General features: G+C 73.8%; 15 protein-coding genes. 8 read left to right on the top strand and 7 right to left on the bottom strand.

Annotation, left to right across the window (positions count from 1 at the left end; translation table 11 throughout):
• Positions 1–6 precede the first annotated feature (6 nt).
• The gene (locus tag DER29_RS22830) at positions 7–2,169 is read right to left on the bottom strand and encodes an ATP-dependent DNA helicase UvrD2 (RefSeq protein WP_121399715.1); all 2,163 of its coding nucleotides are present in this window, start codon (positions 2,167–2,169) and stop codon (positions 7–9) included.
• Between the two features lie 92 nt (positions 2,170–2,261).
• On the opposite strand from DER29_RS22830, the gene DER29_RS22835 reads away from it, so the two are divergent.
• Positions 2,262–2,504, top strand: a complete 243-nt coding sequence (locus tag DER29_RS22835) for a mycoredoxin (protein ID WP_121399716.1) — start codon at positions 2,262–2,264, stop codon at positions 2,502–2,504.
• Positions 2,505–2,647: 143 nt separating this feature from the next.
• On the opposite strand, the gene DER29_RS22840 is transcribed toward DER29_RS22835, so the two are convergent.
• Positions 2,648–3,943 (bottom strand): MFS transporter, encoded by a 1,296-nt coding sequence (locus DER29_RS22840; protein ID WP_121399717.1) that lies wholly within the window; start codon positions 3,941–3,943, stop codon positions 2,648–2,650.
• A 241-nt stretch (positions 3,944–4,184) separates the two neighbouring features.
• On the opposite strand from DER29_RS22840, the gene DER29_RS22845 reads away from it, so the two are divergent.
• From DER29_RS22845 to DER29_RS22855, 3 genes are all read left to right on the top strand, one after another.
• Positions 4,185–5,165, top strand: coding sequence for a helix-turn-helix transcriptional regulator (locus DER29_RS22845; RefSeq protein WP_121399718.1), 981 nt, complete (start codon positions 4,185–4,187; stop codon positions 5,163–5,165).
• 72 nt (positions 5,166–5,237) lie between these two features.
• Positions 5,238–5,474 carry a DUF397 domain-containing protein gene (locus DER29_RS22850; protein WP_121399719.1) on the top strand — a complete coding sequence of 79 codons (237 nt, stop codon included), beginning with the start codon at positions 5,238–5,240 and terminating at the stop codon, positions 5,472–5,474.
• A 214-nt stretch (positions 5,475–5,688) separates the two neighbouring features.
• A complete protein-coding gene (locus DER29_RS22855) occupies positions 5,689–5,964 on the top strand; it encodes a hypothetical protein (RefSeq protein ID WP_121400134.1) in 276 nt (91 codons plus the stop codon).
• 171 nt (positions 5,965–6,135) lie between these two features.
• Here the strand turns inward: DER29_RS22855 and nudC are convergent, their stop codons facing one another.
• From nudC to DER29_RS22870, 3 genes are all read right to left on the bottom strand, one after another.
• The gene (gene nudC, locus DER29_RS22860; protein WP_121399720.1) at positions 6,136–7,074 is read right to left on the bottom strand and encodes an NAD(+) diphosphatase; all 939 of its coding nucleotides are present in this window, start codon (positions 7,072–7,074) and stop codon (positions 6,136–6,138) included.
• A complete protein-coding gene (locus DER29_RS22865) occupies positions 7,071–8,414 on the bottom strand; it encodes a pitrilysin family protein (protein ID WP_121399721.1) in 1,344 nt (447 codons plus the stop codon). Before DER29_RS22865 ends, nudC begins: the two co-directional genes overlap by 4 nt.
• A gap of 114 nt (positions 8,415–8,528) precedes the next feature.
• Entirely contained in the window at positions 8,529–9,839 is a 1,311-nt protein-coding gene (locus tag DER29_RS22870; RefSeq protein ID WP_121399722.1) for a pitrilysin family protein, read from the bottom strand.
• Between the two features lie 263 nt (positions 9,840–10,102).
• Between DER29_RS22870 and DER29_RS22875 the strand changes: the two genes are divergently transcribed.
• From DER29_RS22875 to DER29_RS22890, 4 genes are read left to right on the top strand one after another with little or no spacing between them, the layout of a single operon-like run.
• Positions 10,103–11,167: an ABC transporter substrate-binding protein gene (locus DER29_RS22875; protein ID WP_121399723.1), complete on the top strand. Its 1,065-nt coding sequence runs from the start codon at positions 10,103–10,105 to the stop codon at positions 11,165–11,167.
• Positions 11,164–11,943, top strand: a complete 780-nt coding sequence (locus DER29_RS22880; RefSeq protein ID WP_121399724.1) for an ABC transporter ATP-binding protein — start codon at positions 11,164–11,166, stop codon at positions 11,941–11,943. The genes DER29_RS22875 and DER29_RS22880 overlap by 4 nt, the downstream gene beginning before the upstream one ends.
• On the top strand, positions 11,933–12,817 hold the full coding sequence (locus tag DER29_RS22885) for an ABC transporter permease (RefSeq protein ID WP_121399725.1): 885 nt from the start codon (positions 11,933–11,935) through the stop codon (positions 12,815–12,817). The genes DER29_RS22880 and DER29_RS22885 overlap by 11 nt, the downstream gene beginning before the upstream one ends.
• A gap of 1 nt (position 12,818) precedes the next feature.
• Complete coding sequence (locus DER29_RS22890) at positions 12,819–13,268, top strand: Rrf2 family transcriptional regulator (protein WP_121399726.1); 450 nt, start codon at positions 12,819–12,821, stop codon at positions 13,266–13,268.
• Positions 13,269–13,315: 47 nt separating this feature from the next.
• Here DER29_RS22890 and DER29_RS22895 read toward each other — a convergent pair whose 3' ends face one another.
• Both DER29_RS22895 and DER29_RS22900 read right to left on the bottom strand, forming a co-directional pair.
• Positions 13,316–13,504: a hypothetical protein gene (locus DER29_RS22895; protein WP_121400135.1), complete on the bottom strand. Its 189-nt coding sequence runs from the start codon at positions 13,502–13,504 to the stop codon at positions 13,316–13,318.
• Between the two features lie 181 nt (positions 13,505–13,685).
• Positions 13,686–15,017 (bottom strand): DEAD/DEAH box helicase, encoded by a 1,332-nt coding sequence (locus DER29_RS22900; protein WP_121399727.1) that lies wholly within the window; start codon positions 15,015–15,017, stop codon positions 13,686–13,688.
• Positions 15,018–15,111: the final 94 nt, after the last annotated feature.

The raw sequence follows: 15,111 nt of genomic DNA on the forward strand, positions 1-15,111 counted from the left end.
ACGAATTTACGGCGAGATTTCGAAAGTTTCCTCCGGGCAGACGTCGTCGACCGCCGCGCCCGCCACCAGCGCCAGCACCGCCTCCCCGTAGAGGCCGAGTTTCCGGGGCCCGATGCCGGCGATCGCGATCAGCTCCTCCGCCCGGCCGGGGCGCCGCTCCGCGAGCGCGACCAGGGTGGCGTCGGTGAAGACCACATAGGCCGGTACCCGCTGCCCGCCGGCCACCCGCTGGCGCCACTCGCGCAGGCGTTCGTGCAGCTCCTCGTCGATGTCCGAGGGGCAGGTGGGGCAGCGACCGAGCTTGCGGTCCGGCCCGGCGAGCAGGGTGGCGCCGCAGATCCGGCAGGAGACGATCTGGGTCCGGCGGCGCTCCGGCCGGCGCGCCGCCGGCGTGGCCCCGGCCCGCTCCGCACCGCCGGAGCGGTCGAGCTGCGGCAGGAACCGCGAGGGCCGCCGGGCCCGCCCGCCCGGGGATCGCGCCGAGGCGTACGACAGCCAGAGCCACTCCCTGGCCCGGGTGACGCCGACGTAGAGCAGCCGGCGCTCCTCCTCAACCTGTTCGACGGTCTTGGCGTACGTGGTGGGCAGGGTGCCCTCGGAGAGGCCGACCAGGAAGACCGCGTCCCACTCCAGGCCCTTTGCGGAGTGCAGCGAGGCCAGGGTCACCCCGTCGACCGTCGGCACGTGCTGTGCGGCGGCCCGGCGGGCCAGTTCGTCGTTGAAGTCGGCCAGGGTGACCGGGCGCTCGACCGAGGCGGCGGGCCCGATCGGCAGCACCTGCGGCGTGGCGGCGTACTCCTCGGCGAGTTGCACCAGCGCGGCGAGCGCCTCCCACCGCTCGCGGGCGGCGCCGCCGGCCGGGGCGGCGTCGGGGGCCCAGCCGACCGCGGTGAGCGCCTCCACCACGGCGGCGGGCAGTGGGGTCTCCCCGGGGATCGACCGCGTGGCGGCCCGCAGGGCGACCATCGCCTGCCGGACCTCGGCCCGCTCGAAGAACCGCTCCGCCCCCTGCACCACGTACGGCACCTGCGCCTCGGTCAGCGCCTTCTCGTACGCCTCGGACTGCGCGTTGGTCCGGAACAGCACGGCGATCTCCTTCGCCGGGGTGCCGGCGTCGACCAGGGCGCGGCAGCGCGCGGCCACCGCGTTGGCCTCGGCCGGCTCGTCGGTGAAGATCCGCAGCTCCGGTTCGGGGCCGGGCGGGCGCTGGCCGACCAGTTCCAGGCGCAGCCGGGCCTCGGCGCCCCGCGCCTGGGAGATCACCGCGTTGGCCAGCCCGACGACCTGCGGGGTGGAACGGTAGTCGCGGACCAGCCGGACCACCGTCGCGCCCCGGTACCGGCGCGGGAAGTCGACCAGGTACGACGAGGTGGCGCCGGTGAACGAGTAGATCGTCTGGCTGGCGTCGCCGACCACGGTCAGGTCGTCCCGCCCGCCCAGCCACGCCTGGAGCAGCCGCTGCTGGAGGGGGTTGACGTCCTGGTACTCGTCGACGACGAAGTGCCGGTACTGGGCGCGGACCTGCTCGGCGACGTCCCGGTGCTCCTCGATGCCCCAGACCGCGGCGCGCAGCATGTCCTCGAAGTCGATCACCCCGTTGGACCGCTTGAGCCGCTCGTACGCCGCGAAGACCTCGGCGACGCGGCCCGGCTCGTGCGGGGTGTCCCGCATCGCCTTCGCCGCCGCGACGACGTACTCCCCCGGTTCCACCAGCGACGACTTCGCCCACTCGATCTCGCCGGCGAGGTCCCGGGCGGCCGCCCGGTCGGTACGCAGGCCGGCCTTGGCCGCGGCGAGGGTGACCAGCCGGACCTTGCTGTCCAGCAGCTCGGGCATGGCCCGCCCCTGGAGCAGCCGGGGTGCGAAGTAGCGCACCTGGCGCAGGGCCGCCGCGTGGAAGGTGCGCGCCTGGACGCCGCCCACCCCGAGCGCGGTGAGCCGGGCGCGCATCTCGGCGGCGGCGCGGGCCGTGAAGGTCACCGCGAGCACGTGCCGGGCGGAGATCTCCCCGGAGAGCGCCCGGTGGGCGATCCGGGAGGTGACCGCGCGGGTCTTGCCGGTGCCGGCGCCGGCCAGGATGCAGACCGGTCCGGCGGGGGCGGTCACCGCCGACCGCTGCTCCGGGTCGAGCCCGGCGAGCACGCGTTCGGATGCTGAGTGAACCACCACAGCGAGGAATTGTCTCAGCTCCGCCGGACGTTGCAGCGGTTAGCCTGGGCTTGATCGGCAAGCCGCCACGCGGACCGTTGGAGGATCTGACCATGCTGACGATGTATTCGACCCCCTGGTGCGGCTACTGCCACCGGCTGAAGTCGCAGCTCGACCGGGAGGGCATCGGCTACGAGGTGGTCGACATCGAGCAGGACACGAAGGCCGCGGAGTTCGTGATGAGCGTCAACGGCGGCAACCAGACCGTCCCGACGCTGCGTTTCGCCGACGGCAGCGCCCTGACCAACCCCTCGATCACCCAGGTCAAGCAGCACCTGGCCACGATCGACGCCTGACCCGACACACCATTGCCGACGAGCGGCCACCCACCCATCCGGGCCGGCCGCTCGTCGCGTTCTTCGCGACGGCGTTGCGGCAGGGCCACCCGACGCGCCGACCGGCGCGGGCACGCCAGAGAGTGCTGCCGGCGGCTCGGCCCTCAGCGCGCCGGGCCGGGTGGGATCGTGCCGACCACCTCCTGGTTCGCCGCGTCGACCGGGTCGACGGCGGCGGGCACCCCGGCGGGCCGGCGTTGGGCGGGGATCCGGACGGGCGGCGGTGGGCTGAGCGTGCGGCCGTGCCAGAGGAAGCCGCCGGCGAGCAGGGTGGCCACCCCGATCAGGGCGAACAGGACGCGGTAGTCCAGCACCCCGACGAGCAGCGCCCCCGCGCCGATCGAGAGCGCCTGCGGGCCGCTGACCACGGCCTCCGAGGCCGCGGCGACCCGGCCGAGCAGCCCCTGCGGGGTGCGCCGCTGGATCAGCGTGTGCAGCCCGACCATGGTCAGCGGCAGCGACACCCCGGCCAGCAGCACCGCGACGAAGCCCAGCCAGAGGTTCGGGTACACCAGCGCCAGCGAGGCCGGCCCGAAGAACGCGACCCCGGCGGCGAGGGTGCCCACCTCGCCGGCGCGGCGCACCACGGCCGGGGAGAGCAGGCCGCCGACCAGTCCGCCGATGCCCTGCACGGTGACCAGCACGCCGACGAACGCGGCGTCCCGGCGCAGCCCCTGGTCGACGTACGCGAAGATCAACGACTCGCTGAAGCCCATCGCCAGCGACCCCAGCCCGTAGCCGAGCAGCGCCCGGCGCAGCGCCGGCTCCCCGGCCAGGTGCCGCAGCCCGGCGCTCACCTCGGCCCGCCAGCGCAGCCCGGGCCCGGTGGGCGGCGTCTCCGTCGTGCGGATCAGGCCCACCACGACGGCCGCCGACAGGAAGCCGACCATCCCGATCACGGCCAGCATCCAGCCGCCGACGGCGGCGTAGAGCCCGGCGCCGGCCAGCGGGCCGATCAGCCGCAGCCCCTGGCGCACGGTCTGGAGCACGCCGTTCGCCTCGGCCAGCAGCTCCACCGGCACGAGCTGGCGGATCAGGCCGCTGAGCACCGCGCTGAGGGTGATGTACGACAGCCCGTACAGGGCCGCCACCACGTAGATGATCCACACGTCGGCCCGGTCCTGCACCACGAGGAGCGGGGTGAGCAGCACGGCCGTCACCAGGTTCGCCGCCACGAAGAACGGGCGCCGGGGGTAGCGGTCGACGATCCACCCCACCAGCGGGGCCAGGGTCATCGGGGCGATGACCGCGAAGATGGTGGCGCCGGCCAGCCCGTCCGACCCGGTCAGGTCCTTCACCCAGATGGCGAGGGCCAGCAGCAGGATCGACTCGGCGGCCATGCTGGCGAGCAGGCCGCCGAAGAGCAGGCGGAAATCCGGGCGGCGCAGGACGGTGCGCATGGGGTCCCTCCGGCGGGGGTGGTGCGCGGCGTGGCGCGGTCTGGGGTGGCGCGGTCTGGGGTGGCGCGGTCGGGCCGACGGCGTCGTACCGCACGCCGCGCCCTTCCACGGTCCTCTTTTCTTCGAGACACGCCCCCGCCGGGACCTCCGGCGGGAGGCGCGCCGTCCATACTGACCGTGGGGGGCGAATTTCATACAGTTACCGTCGCGTCTGCGGCGGTCCACGGGAAAAGAGGACGTCGTGCCTCCTGCCTCACCCAGCCCGATCCTGCGCCGCCGCAGGTTGGGCACCGAGCTGCGCCGGCTGCGCGAGGCCGCGGGTCTCACGGGAGACCAGGTCATCGAGCGGATCGGCTGGGCGTCCGCGTCCAAGTTGTCCCGGCTGGAGAACGGCCGCAGCCGCCCGGACCCGGAGGACGTCCACGTACTGCTGGACCTCTACGGCGTCGACGGGGCGCTACGCGGGGAGCTCCTCGGCATCACCCAGGAGGCCGGCGACATCCGCGGCTGGCTGCGGAACTACCCGGTGATGACCCAGCAGCAGCGCAGCTTCGCCGAGCTGGAGGCGGGCTGCGCGGAGATCTCGGAATACAACCCGGTCCTGGTGCCGGGCCTGCTCCAGACGCCGGACTACGCGTCGGTACGGATCGCCTCGGCCCGGCGGGTCGACGAGGAGGCCGGCGACCCCGAGGCCGGTGAGGACATCGACACCGAGGTGCGGGCCCGGCTGGCCCGCCAGTCGCTGCTCACCCGCTCGACCGACGCGCCCCGCTACACGGCGGTGCTGGAGGAGGCGGCGCTCGGCGGCCGGACGGCGCCGCCGGAGGTGCTGCGCGCGCAGCTCGTGCAGCTCTGCGAACTGGCGATGCTGCCGAACGTCACGCTGCACGTGCTGCCGCGCGACACCCAGATCGGCGACTGGTACCTCCCGCCGACCGCGTTCTCGGTCTACCGGTTCGCCGATCCGCTCGATCCGGAGACGCTGGCGATCGAAGGGGGGTTCACCGACGTCATGTCCACCGAGGTAAACGCCCTAAATCGCTATAAAGTGGTGTTCGAGTGGCTATGCACAGCGGCGCTCTCCAAACCGGACACCCTCTCCTGGCTGATCGAGGCGACGGGGCGGCTGCCCGGCACGGCGACCGCGTCCACGGTGGCGTACGGGCCGGCAACGGCGCCGACCCAACGCCGCCGGTACTCCGGGCGCCTGACGGAGCGGTGATCACGGGGGCCCACCGTCGGGTCGTGCGGCGCCACTCGTTCCATCGGAGCAGTTCACCTCAGGAGTGGCACGATGAACGAGATCCGCAACACGCCGTCCGTACCCGCCCAGCTCGAGCACGCCCCGTGGCGTAAGAGCACGCGCAGCCAGACCTCGAACTGCGTCGAGGTCGCACCACTGAGGACCGGGCCGGCCGCCGTGGCCCTGCGGGACAGCAAGGACCAGGGCGGTCCGGTGCTGCTGTTCAACCGGGCGGGCTGGCTGGGCTTCATCACCGGCGCGAAGAACGGACAGTTCGATCTGAACTGATCCGTCGATCGTCGCGGGGCCGCCGGCAGCCTGCCGGCGGCCCCGTCGCGTCTGCGCCGTTCCACCCCGCCGACCAGGCATCCGCTGATCGGACGAGCCTCCGGACCAATCGTCGCGTTTCACTTGATGAGACGACCGCGCGGCGTAACATGGCGGCAGAGTGACGTGGAACTTCCACCCGTTCCCCACCCTCGCGATTCATCCGGAGACCCGCATGCGGTTCCTGATCGTTCGCACCGACATCCGCGCTGCCGCCGACATCGACATCGCCGCCGCACTGGCGTGCGGTGGCCGACTGCGGGACGAGACCACCACGCCCGAGCCGCGCCGCCAGATCGTGCACGCCGAGGAACGCGACGCCGCGCTGCTGCTGGCCCGGGCCCTCGCCACGGTCGGCGCGGTCCGCTCCGGGAAGCAACGGGTCAAGGTGCTCCCGCTCGACGAGCCGGGCCGCGGACTGCGGGCCGCACCCGACGACCGCGGCAGCTGACCCGCACCCAGACGTCCGTCGTGGTCGGACCGGCTCCCCCGCCGTGCTCCTTGCCCCAGCCGACCACGACGGGCCGTGATCCCGGCCCGTGACCGTCGCGGCAACGGCGGCCACGGGCCGGGAGCGCACGGCCTCCCGCCCACCGGCACCCCCGCGCGCGGCGGGACCGGCTCAGCAGTGCCCGTCGAGCCAGCGGTGGATCAGGAAGAGCGCGATCGACGACGGCGGCGGCAGCACCAGCCGGGCCCCACCGACCTCCACCGGCCGTCCCGCCAGCGCCGCGCCGATCTCCCGGCGGGAGAACCACCGGGCGTACGCGATCTCCGTCGGATCCACCTGCACCGGGTGCTCCGGATCCGCGGTGGCGAGGAAGCCGAGCATCAGCGAGCCGGGAAACGGCCACGCCTGGCTGCCCGCGTACGCGATGTCGTCGACCGGGACGCCGACCTCCTCGCGGACCTCGCGCAGCACCGCGGCCTCGGCCGACTCCCCCGGCTCGACGTAGCCCGCGAGGCAGGAGAACCGGCGCTCGCCGGCGGTGTGCGGCCAGGTGGCGTTGTTGCCGAGCAGGCACCGCCCGTCCTGGCCCGGGACGCCGTCGTGCACCAGCACGATCATCGCGGGATCGGTACGCGGCCAGATCCGCTCCCCGGCCGGGTCCACCCGGGACCAGCCGGCCTCGTCCACCTCGGTCGGGTGCCCGGTGGCCGACGAGTAGCGGTGCCGCAGGTGCCAGTTGACCAGCGCCAGCGCGGTGGTGAACAGCCCGGCGTCGCGGTCGCCGAGCAGGTGCCCGACCTCACGCAGGTGCGCCGCCCGGGCCCCCGACACCGCCGGCAGAGGGGCGTCCACGGCGAAGACCGGCACCCCGTCCGGCTCGACACCGAGGAACATCGGCGACGTCGGCCGGGGCAGCCCGGCCGGATCGACCAGCACCAGCGCCGGCGGCGACGTGTCCGTACGCACCAGCGCCCGGCCGCCGTCGGCGGAGTCGAGCACCAGCACCCGGGCCTGACCCCACGCCTGTGCCAGCCACCCGGGGTCGGTGCGCCGGTGGGCCGCCCGGTCCAGGGTGGAACGGGCCAGCGGCGGCGCGGGCTCCCCGCTCACGGCCGTGCCGGCTCGGTGGTGACCGGGGCCAGCGCCGCCAACTGCGGCCCGATCCGTTCGGCGTCGCCCAGCACCACGGTGACCGCCCGCGCTGGGGCGAGGTAGCGGGCCGCCGCCTCGGCCACGTCGGTCACGGTCGCCTGCGCCAGCCGGGCGGCGTGCTCGGCCAGGAACTCCAGGCGCAGCCCGCTGCCGGCGTACGCGCTGGTCAGCGAGGCGAGCCCGGCCTGGGTGGACATGCCGAGCTGGAGGGTGCCGAGGGCGTACTGGCGGGCCTGCTCCAGCTCCTCCTCGCGGGGCGGCAGGGTGGCCAGCCGGCCGAGTTCGTACGTCGTCTCCAGCAGCGCCGGCCCGGTGACCTCGGTGGCCACCTCGGCGGCGGCGACCAGCACCGATCCGGCCACCGAGTGCTCGACGAGCGAGTGCGGCCCGTACGTGTAGCCCTTGTCCTCGCGGATGTTCTCCACCCAGCGGGAGGAGAAGTAGCCGCCGAAGATCAGGTTGGCAAGTTGCAGCGCGGCGTGGTCGGGATGGGTGCGGGGCACCGCCGGCAGCGCCATCCGCAGCGAGGACTGCACCGATCCCGGCCGGTCGACCAGCAGCAGCGGCCCGGGCTCCAGCGGCGGGGCGGGCGGCAGTTCGGCCGTGTGCCCGGCGCCGTTCCACCCCGACAGCGCCTTCTCGGCGGCGTCCAGCGCCCGGTCCGGCTGCACGTCGCCGACCAGCACCAGCACGGCGTCGGCGGGGTGCACGCGCTGGGCGTGCAGGGTCCGCAGCACGCCCGGCCGGACCGCCCGGACCGCCTCCGGTTCGGGGGTCTGCACCGCGTACGGGTGGGTGCCGTAGACCCGCCGGAGCAGGGCGGTGCGGGCCAGGTGCGCCGGCTGGCTGCGCGCCACGTGGATCCGGTCCACCAGCCGGTCCCGCTCCGTGGCGACGTCGTCGTTCGGGTAGCTCGCGTCGGTCAGCACCTCGGCGAGGATCTCCAGCATCCGGTCCAGCCCGGTGACCAGCCCGGCGCCGGAGAGCATCAGGCGGTCCGGGTCGATCCCGGCGGAGAGCCCGCCGCCGACCTTCTGCAACTCGGCCGCGATCTGGACGCTGGACATGGTCCGCGTGCCGGAGAGCAGGGTCTGCGCGAGCATGGCGCCACGGGCGAGGTGGGCGCGGCCGAACGGCATCCACAGCCGCACCTCCACCAGCGGCACCGCCGGCCGGCGTACGGCGATCACGGTCAGCCCGTTGCCCAGCGTGCGCTCGGCCTGCTTCGGCAGCTTGAGCCTGCGGTTGGGGCCGAGCGGCGGCAGCGCCCGGGGCGCGGCCGGTGCGGTTGCCGTCACTGGCTCTCCTTCGTTCGCGACTGCGGGGCTCGCAAGCCCGGCTCACTCCTCGCGCTCACCGGTCTTCCTTCGTTCGCGACTGCGGGGCTCGCAAACCCGGCTCACTCCTCGCGCTCACCTGCCACCTCCGGGGATGACCTCGATGGACGCGCGGCGCTCTGGCCGCAGGGTGGCCGCGGCGGCGCGGACCTGCTCGTCGGTGACCTCGCCGACGAGCCGGGGCAGGTCGTTGAGCAGCCCCGGCTCGCCGCGCTGCTGCTCCAGCACGGCCATCTGCAACGCCCGGCCGAGCACCGCGTCGGTGTCGCGCAGCAGGTGGGTCGCCATCCGGGCCTGGGTGCGGGCCAGTTCCCCCTCGGCCACGCCGTCGGTGGCCAGCCGGTCCAGTTCCTCGTCGATGGTGCGCAGCACCTTGTCCACGTCCCCGCCGGGCGGCAGGTGCGCCTGGAGCAGCAGCGCCGTCGGGTCCCGCACGTCGAACGGGTCGCCCATGAAGCCGACGTAGCCGCCGAGGCTGGTCACCGCCCGGTCCCGCTGGACCAGCCGCTCGACCAGCCGGGACGCGTCGCCGTCGGTGAGCACCTCGGCCAGCACGACGTACGGCAGGTAGGCGGCGAAGTCGGTGATCGGGTCGGGCACCCGCCAGGCGCCGGCCACCGCCGGCAGCGGGGCCAGCTCGTCGGTGTACGAGGTGCGCCGCTCCCCGGTCAGGTCGGGCTCGGTGAAGTCGGGCCGTTCCGGGGCGGGACGCGCCGGCACGTCGCCGAAGTGCCGCTCGATCAGCGTGGTCGCCTCGGCGACGTCGATGTCGCCGCTGACCGCCAGCACCGCGTTGCCGCTCGCGTAGTAGCGGCGGAAGAAGTCGGCGGCGTCGGAGACGGTCGCCGACTCCAGGTCGACGAAGGAGCCGTAGCCGTCGTGCGCGTTCGGGAAGGTGTCGAACATGACAGGCGGCAGGGTCAGCCAGGGGAAGCCGCCGTACGGGCGGTTGAGCACGTTGACCCGGATCTCCTCCTTGACCACGTCGACCTGGTTGCGCAGGTTCTCCTCGGTCAGCCGGGGGCCGCGCATCCGGTCGGCCTCCAGGAACAGCGCCCGCTCCAGGGCGTTGCTCGGCAGGGTCTCGAAGTAGTCGGTGTAGTCCAGGTGGGTGGAGCCGTTGAAGGTGCCGCCCGCCCCCTGCACGTGCCGGAAGTGCGCCAGCTTCTCCAGGTTCTCGGAGCCCTGGAACATGAGGTGCTCGAAGAGGTGGGCGAAGCCGGTGCGCCCCTCGGGTTCGGAGCGGATGCCGACGTCGTAGACGACCGCCACCCCGATCACCGGGGCGCTGCGGTCGGGGGTCAGGACCACCCGCAGGCCGTTGTCGAGGGTGAACCGCTCGACCGGGTACTTCGTCGCTGGAATTCTCGATCTCCGCGCCGCCACGGGGTCGACCCTAGCGTGTCGGCACCCCCGCCACCTGCGACCTCTCGCCAGCGGCCCCGACCGGCGCCCGGGGCGTCGCGCGCAGCCGCCCCGGCAGCCGGGGTCGAAGCCGGGAACACCTGCCGCAAAGCCCATCCAACCAGTAGAGATTGCCGCTTTTCCTGGGACGCCGATCCCGGCATGTGGTCGGCCCTTGACGCCAGTTCACCGCCTGCCCCAGTCTTCCTACCAACTAAGTAGGAATACTGCGGATTGGATGGACGATGAGACGGCTCCCCATGCGTCGGTGGGTCTCCCTGGCCACCCTCGCCGTCGTCGGCGTGGCGACCCTGGGCACCACCGCCGCCTGCGGCGACGACAGCGAGGGCGCGGGCGGCGGCTCCGGCCCGACGACGCTGCGGCTCGGCTACTTCCCCAACATCACCCACGCGCCGGCCGTGGTTGGCGTGGAGAAGGGCATCTTCGCCGAGAAGCTCGGCGGCGACGTCAAGCTGGAGACGAAGACCTTCAACGCCGGCCCCGCCGCCATCGAGGCGATCTTCTCCGGCGCGCTCGACGCCACGTACATCGGCCCGAACCCGACCGTGAACGCCTTCTCGAAGTCGAAGGGCGAGGCCGTCCGGGTCATCTCCGGCGCGGCCTCCGGCGGCGTCGCGCTCGTCGTCAAGCCCGAGATCACCTCGGTGGAGCAGCTCCGGGGCCGCAAGATCGCCACCCCGCAGCTGGGCAACACCCAGGACGTGGCCATCCGCCACTGGCTCAAGGAGAAGGGCCTCACGACGACCAAGGAGGGCGGTGGGGACGTAAAGATCATCCCGCAGGAGAACGCCCAGACGGTGGAGACGTTCAACAGCGGGGCCATCGACGGCGCCTGGGTGCCCGAGCCGTTCGTCTCCCGGCTGGTCAACGCCGGCGGCAAGGTGCTCGTCGACGAGCGCGACCTCTGGCCGGACCGCAAGTTCGTCATCACCAACCTGATCGTCAGCACCAAGTTCCTCAAGGCCCACCCCGACGTGGTGAAGAAGCTGGTCGAGGGCCAGGTGGCCGCGAACGAGTTCGTCAACGACAAGCCGGACGAGGCGCACCAGGCCATCTCCGACCACATCGGGAAGATCAGCGGCAAGCCGCTCGACCTCAAGCTGATCAAGCAGGCCTGGCCGACGCTGGAGTTCACCAACGACCCGATCGCCTCGTCGCTGAAGACCGGGCTCGACCACGCCGTCGCGGTCGGGCTGACCCAGCCGGTCAGCCTCGACGGGCTCTACGACCTCACCCACCTCAACGAGGTGCTCAAGGGCCAGGGCAAGCCCGAGGTCGGCCAACCATGACGTCGACCACGACGACGCCACGCAGCGCGACCGGCTCGGTCGCGCTGCACGGCGTCACCAAGGTGTACGGGCGCGGGCCCAACGCCGTCGTCGCCCTGGACGGGGTCTCCCTCGACGTCGCGCCCGGCGAGTTCGTCTGCCTGGTCGGGGCCTCCGGCTGCGGCAAGAGCACCCTGCTCAACCTGGTCGCCGGCCTCGACCGGGCCAGCGGCGGGCGGATCGACCTCGACGAGGGCGTCGAGCCGGGACTGATGTTCCAGGAGCCCGCCCTCTTTCCCTGGCTGACCGTCGAGGGCAACGTCGAGGTGCCGCTGAAGCTGCGCGGGCTGCCCCGGGCCGCGCGGCGGGAGCGGGTCGCCGAACTGCTCGGCACGGTGCACCTGGCCGACTTCGGCCGCAAGCGCTCGCACGAGCTGTCCGGCGGCATGCGCCAGCGGGTGGCGCTGGCCCGCACCCTCGCCCTGGACACGCCGGTGCTGCTGATGGACGAGCCGTTCGGCGCGCTGGACGCGATGACCCGGGACATCCTGCACGACGAGCTGGAACGGATCTGGACCGAGCGGCGGCTCACCGTGCTCTTCGTGACGCACAACGTCCGCGAGGCGGCCCGGCTCGCCGACCGGATCATCCTGCTCTCCAGCCGGCCCGGCCGGATCATCTGGTCCACCCCGGTCGACGTGCCCCGGCCGCGCCGCATCGACTCCCCCGAGGTCGCCGCGATCGCCGCCGAGGTCACCGGCCGCCTGCGTACGGAGGTGGGCCGCCATGGCCGGTGACACCCTCGCCGCCGTCCCGCGTACCGACGCGGAGATCTCCGGGCTGGACGCCCTGGAGCTGGCCGGCCGGGAGAACAGCCGCACCCGGGCCAGCCGGCTCTGGGCGGCGACCTGGCCGAAACTGGCCGCCCTCGCCCTCGCCGTCGGCGCCTGGCAGGTCGTGGTCTGGACCGGCTGGAAGCCCGAGTACTCGTTGCCGGGCCCGGTGGCCGTGGGGCAGGAGCTGCTCCGGCAGGTCAGCGGCGTCCAGCTCTGGGAGGGGCTGGTCACCACCCTGCGCCGGGCCGCCCTCGGCTACCTCTTCTCGGTCGCCGTCGGCCTGCTGCTCGGCCTCGCGGTGGCCCGGTCGCGGATCCTGCGGGCCGCGATCGGCTCGATGATCACCGCGTTGCAGACGATGCCGTCGATCGCCTGGTTCCCGCTGGCGATCCTGCTGTTCGAGCTGAGCGAGAAGGCCATCTTCTTCGTGGTGGTGCTCGGCGCCGCGCCGTCCATCGCCAACGGCGTGATCGCCGGCGTGGACTACGTGCCGCCGCTGCTGCTGCGCGCCGGCCGCAACCTCGGCGCCCGGGGACTGAACCTGTACCGGTACGTCATCGCGCCCGCCGCGCTGCCGGCCATCGTGGCCGGTCTCAAGCAGGGCTGGGCGTTCTCCTGGCGCAGCCTGATGGCCGGCGAGCTGATCGTGGTCGGCATCTCGCAGACCTCGCTGGGCGCGCAGTTGACCTACTCGCGGGAACTCTCCGACTCGCCATGGCTGATCTCCACGATGATCGTGATCCTGGTGCTGGGCCTGGTGGTCGACGCCGCGTTCGGGGCGGCGGACAAGGCGATCCGGCGTCGGTGGGGCGTGCTGGACCAGGCGGGTCAGTGACGTGTACGTCTCCGCGCGCAGTGACTACGCGCTCCGGGCCATCGTCGCCGTCGCCGCCGCGGCTCCGGTCGGTGGCGGCGGGCTGGTCAAGGCGGGGACGCTGGCCGACAGCCAGGGAATCCCGCTGAGCTTTCTCCAGGGCATCCTGGTCGACCTGCGCCGGGCCGGTCTGCTGGTGAGTCACCGGGGCACCGAGGGCGGATACGCCCTGGCCCGCCCCGCGGTGGAGATCAGCGTCGGCGACGTGCTCCGCGCGATCGGCGGGTCCCTGACGACCGTCCGCGGGCTGCCGGCCGAGCGGGCCGGCTACGCGGGTGTGGCGACCGGCCTGCGGGACGTCTGGCTGGCCGTGCACGGCGCGATCGCCCTGGTGGTCGACCGGACCACCCTCGCCGACCTGCTGGGGGCGGAGCACTCTCCGGCCGGTGCCGGGGAGACCCGCGCCCGCTGACCACGCACCGGCTCCTCCGGCCGACGGGCAGCCGGGCCCGGTGACGGTCAGCCGACGGCGGTCACCGGCCGCTCCGTCGGGCTGCGAAGCTCGACCGGAGCTGCCGGTGCGGCCCCGTCCGGGGTGGCGTGCCACGGCGTGAACACCGCGACCACGGCGAGCAGCAGCCCGGCCAGCGCCACCGCGAGCACCAGCAACAGTTCCCGCGCCGCGCCCGAGCCGGCGTCGCCCACCATGGTCACCCCTCCCACGCCGGGCGGTCCCGCCCGGATCTTCCCCCGTCCTCAGCTTCCACCACCCCCGGCGGCGGAAACAGTCGCCGATCGGACGTAACGTCCGCTGATTCCAGACTCAGCCACACCGGCTCCGGGCACGGGTGCCCGGAGCCGGTGGGAGGAGCGGAACGTGAAGGGTCGGTCAGGAGGCGTGCGGGGCGCGGGGGCGGCGCGAGCGGCGGGGCCGCCCCGAGGCGCGGTGCGGAGCCCGGCCGCCCTCGCCGGCGCGTCCACCCGACCGGCCGCCGGCGGAACCCGGGGAGGCGGCCTGCGGCGGGGGCGGTGCGATCGTCACCGGCACGCCGGACGGCTCCCGGGCACCGGTCACCCGGGCCAGGGCCTCGTCGCCGGGGCGCACCTGGACGGACTCGGGACGGATGCCGGCGGTCGACATCAGCCGGGACACGTCCCGGCGCTGCTCCGGCAGGACCAGGGTGACCACCGTGCCGGACTCCCCCGCCCGGGCGGTACGCCCACCACGGTGCAGGTAGTCCTTCGCCTCGGTGGGCGGATCCACGTTGACCACCATGTCGAGCCCGTCGACGTGGATGCCCCGGGCCGCCACGTCGGTGGCGACCAGCGCCGTCACCTGCCCGGTGCGGAACTGCTCCAGGATCCGGGTGCGCTGCGGCTGCGACTTCCCGCCGTGCAGCGCGGCCGCGCGTACCCCCTTGGACAGCAACTGCCGGGCGAGCCGGTCGGCGCGGTGCTTGGTGCCCATGAACAGGATGGTGCGGCCCTCGCGGGCGGCGATCCAGGTCAGCGCGGTGGGCTTGTCCACCGCGTCGACGTGCAGCACGTGGTGGGTCATCGCGGTCACCGTGGCGGTGCCCGGGTCCACGGAGTGCGAGACCGGGTTGCTGAGGAAGCGGCGCACCAGCTTGTCCACGCCGCCGTCGAGGGTGGCCGAGAAGAGCATCCGCTGCCCGTTCGGGGCGACCTGCTCCAGCAGCTTGGTGACCTGCGGCAGGAAGCCCATGTCGGCCATCTGGTCGGCCTCGTCGAGCACGGTGATGCCGACCTGGTCCAGTCGGGCGTCGCCGCGGTTGATCAGGTCGTGCAGCCGCCCGGGGGTGGCCACGACCAGCTCGGCGCCGGCGCGCAGGGCGTCCGCCTGGCGTTGCAGCGAGAGCCCGCCGACGACGGTGGCGCAGCGCAGGCCGACGGCGCGGGCGTACGGGACGAGCGCGGTGGTGACCTGCTGGGCCAGCTCGCGGGTCGGCACCAGCACCAGGGCCAGCGGTCGGCCCGGGCGGGCCCGGCGGCCGGCGGTGCGGGACAGCAGGGGAAGCCCGAAGGCGAGCGTCTTGCCGGAGCCGGTGCGGCCCCGGCCGAGCACGTCCCGGCCGGCAAGCGAGTCCGGCAGCGTCGCCGACTGGATCGGGAACGGCTCGGTGATGCCCTGGGCGGTCAACTCGGCGAGGAGCGCCGGGGCCAGCCCGGTGAGGGCGAACGAGGGTACGACGGTGGTCATGCGGAAGCCTTCCTCGACGCGGCACGTGTCGAGGGAGGGCGCCGGAGGCGGCGCTGTCACCGGCGGACCAGGCCGCGGGTGACTCACAAGCACG

Origin of the sequence: Micromonospora sp. M71_S20, from assembly GCF_003664255.1 — a bacterium.
GTDB lineage: Bacteria > Actinomycetota > Actinomycetes > Mycobacteriales > Micromonosporaceae > Micromonospora.

Coding starts and splice junctions, on each gene's coding strand:
- DER29_RS22875 (WP_121399723.1), top strand. CDS start 10,103: ATGAGACGGCTCCCCATGCGTCGGTGGGTCTCCCTGGCCACCCTCGCC.
- DER29_RS22835 (WP_121399716.1), top strand. CDS start 2,262: ATGCTGACGATGTATTCGACCCCCTGGTGCGGCTACTGCCACCGGCTG.
- DER29_RS22900 (WP_121399727.1), bottom strand. CDS start 15,017: ATGACCACCGTCGTACCCTCGTTCGCCCTCACCGGGCTGGCCCCGGCG.
- DER29_RS22850 (WP_121399719.1), top strand. CDS start 5,238: ATGAACGAGATCCGCAACACGCCGTCCGTACCCGCCCAGCTCGAGCAC.
- DER29_RS22855 (WP_121400134.1), top strand. CDS start 5,689: ATGCGGTTCCTGATCGTTCGCACCGACATCCGCGCTGCCGCCGACATC.
- DER29_RS22880 (WP_121399724.1), top strand. CDS start 11,164: ATGACGTCGACCACGACGACGCCACGCAGCGCGACCGGCTCGGTCGCG.
- DER29_RS22840 (WP_121399717.1), bottom strand. CDS start 3,943: ATGCGCACCGTCCTGCGCCGCCCGGATTTCCGCCTGCTCTTCGGCGGC.
- DER29_RS22885 (WP_121399725.1), top strand. CDS start 11,933: ATGGCCGGTGACACCCTCGCCGCCGTCCCGCGTACCGACGCGGAGATC.
- DER29_RS22895 (WP_121400135.1), bottom strand. CDS start 13,504: ATGGTGGGCGACGCCGGCTCGGGCGCGGCGCGGGAACTGTTGCTGGTG.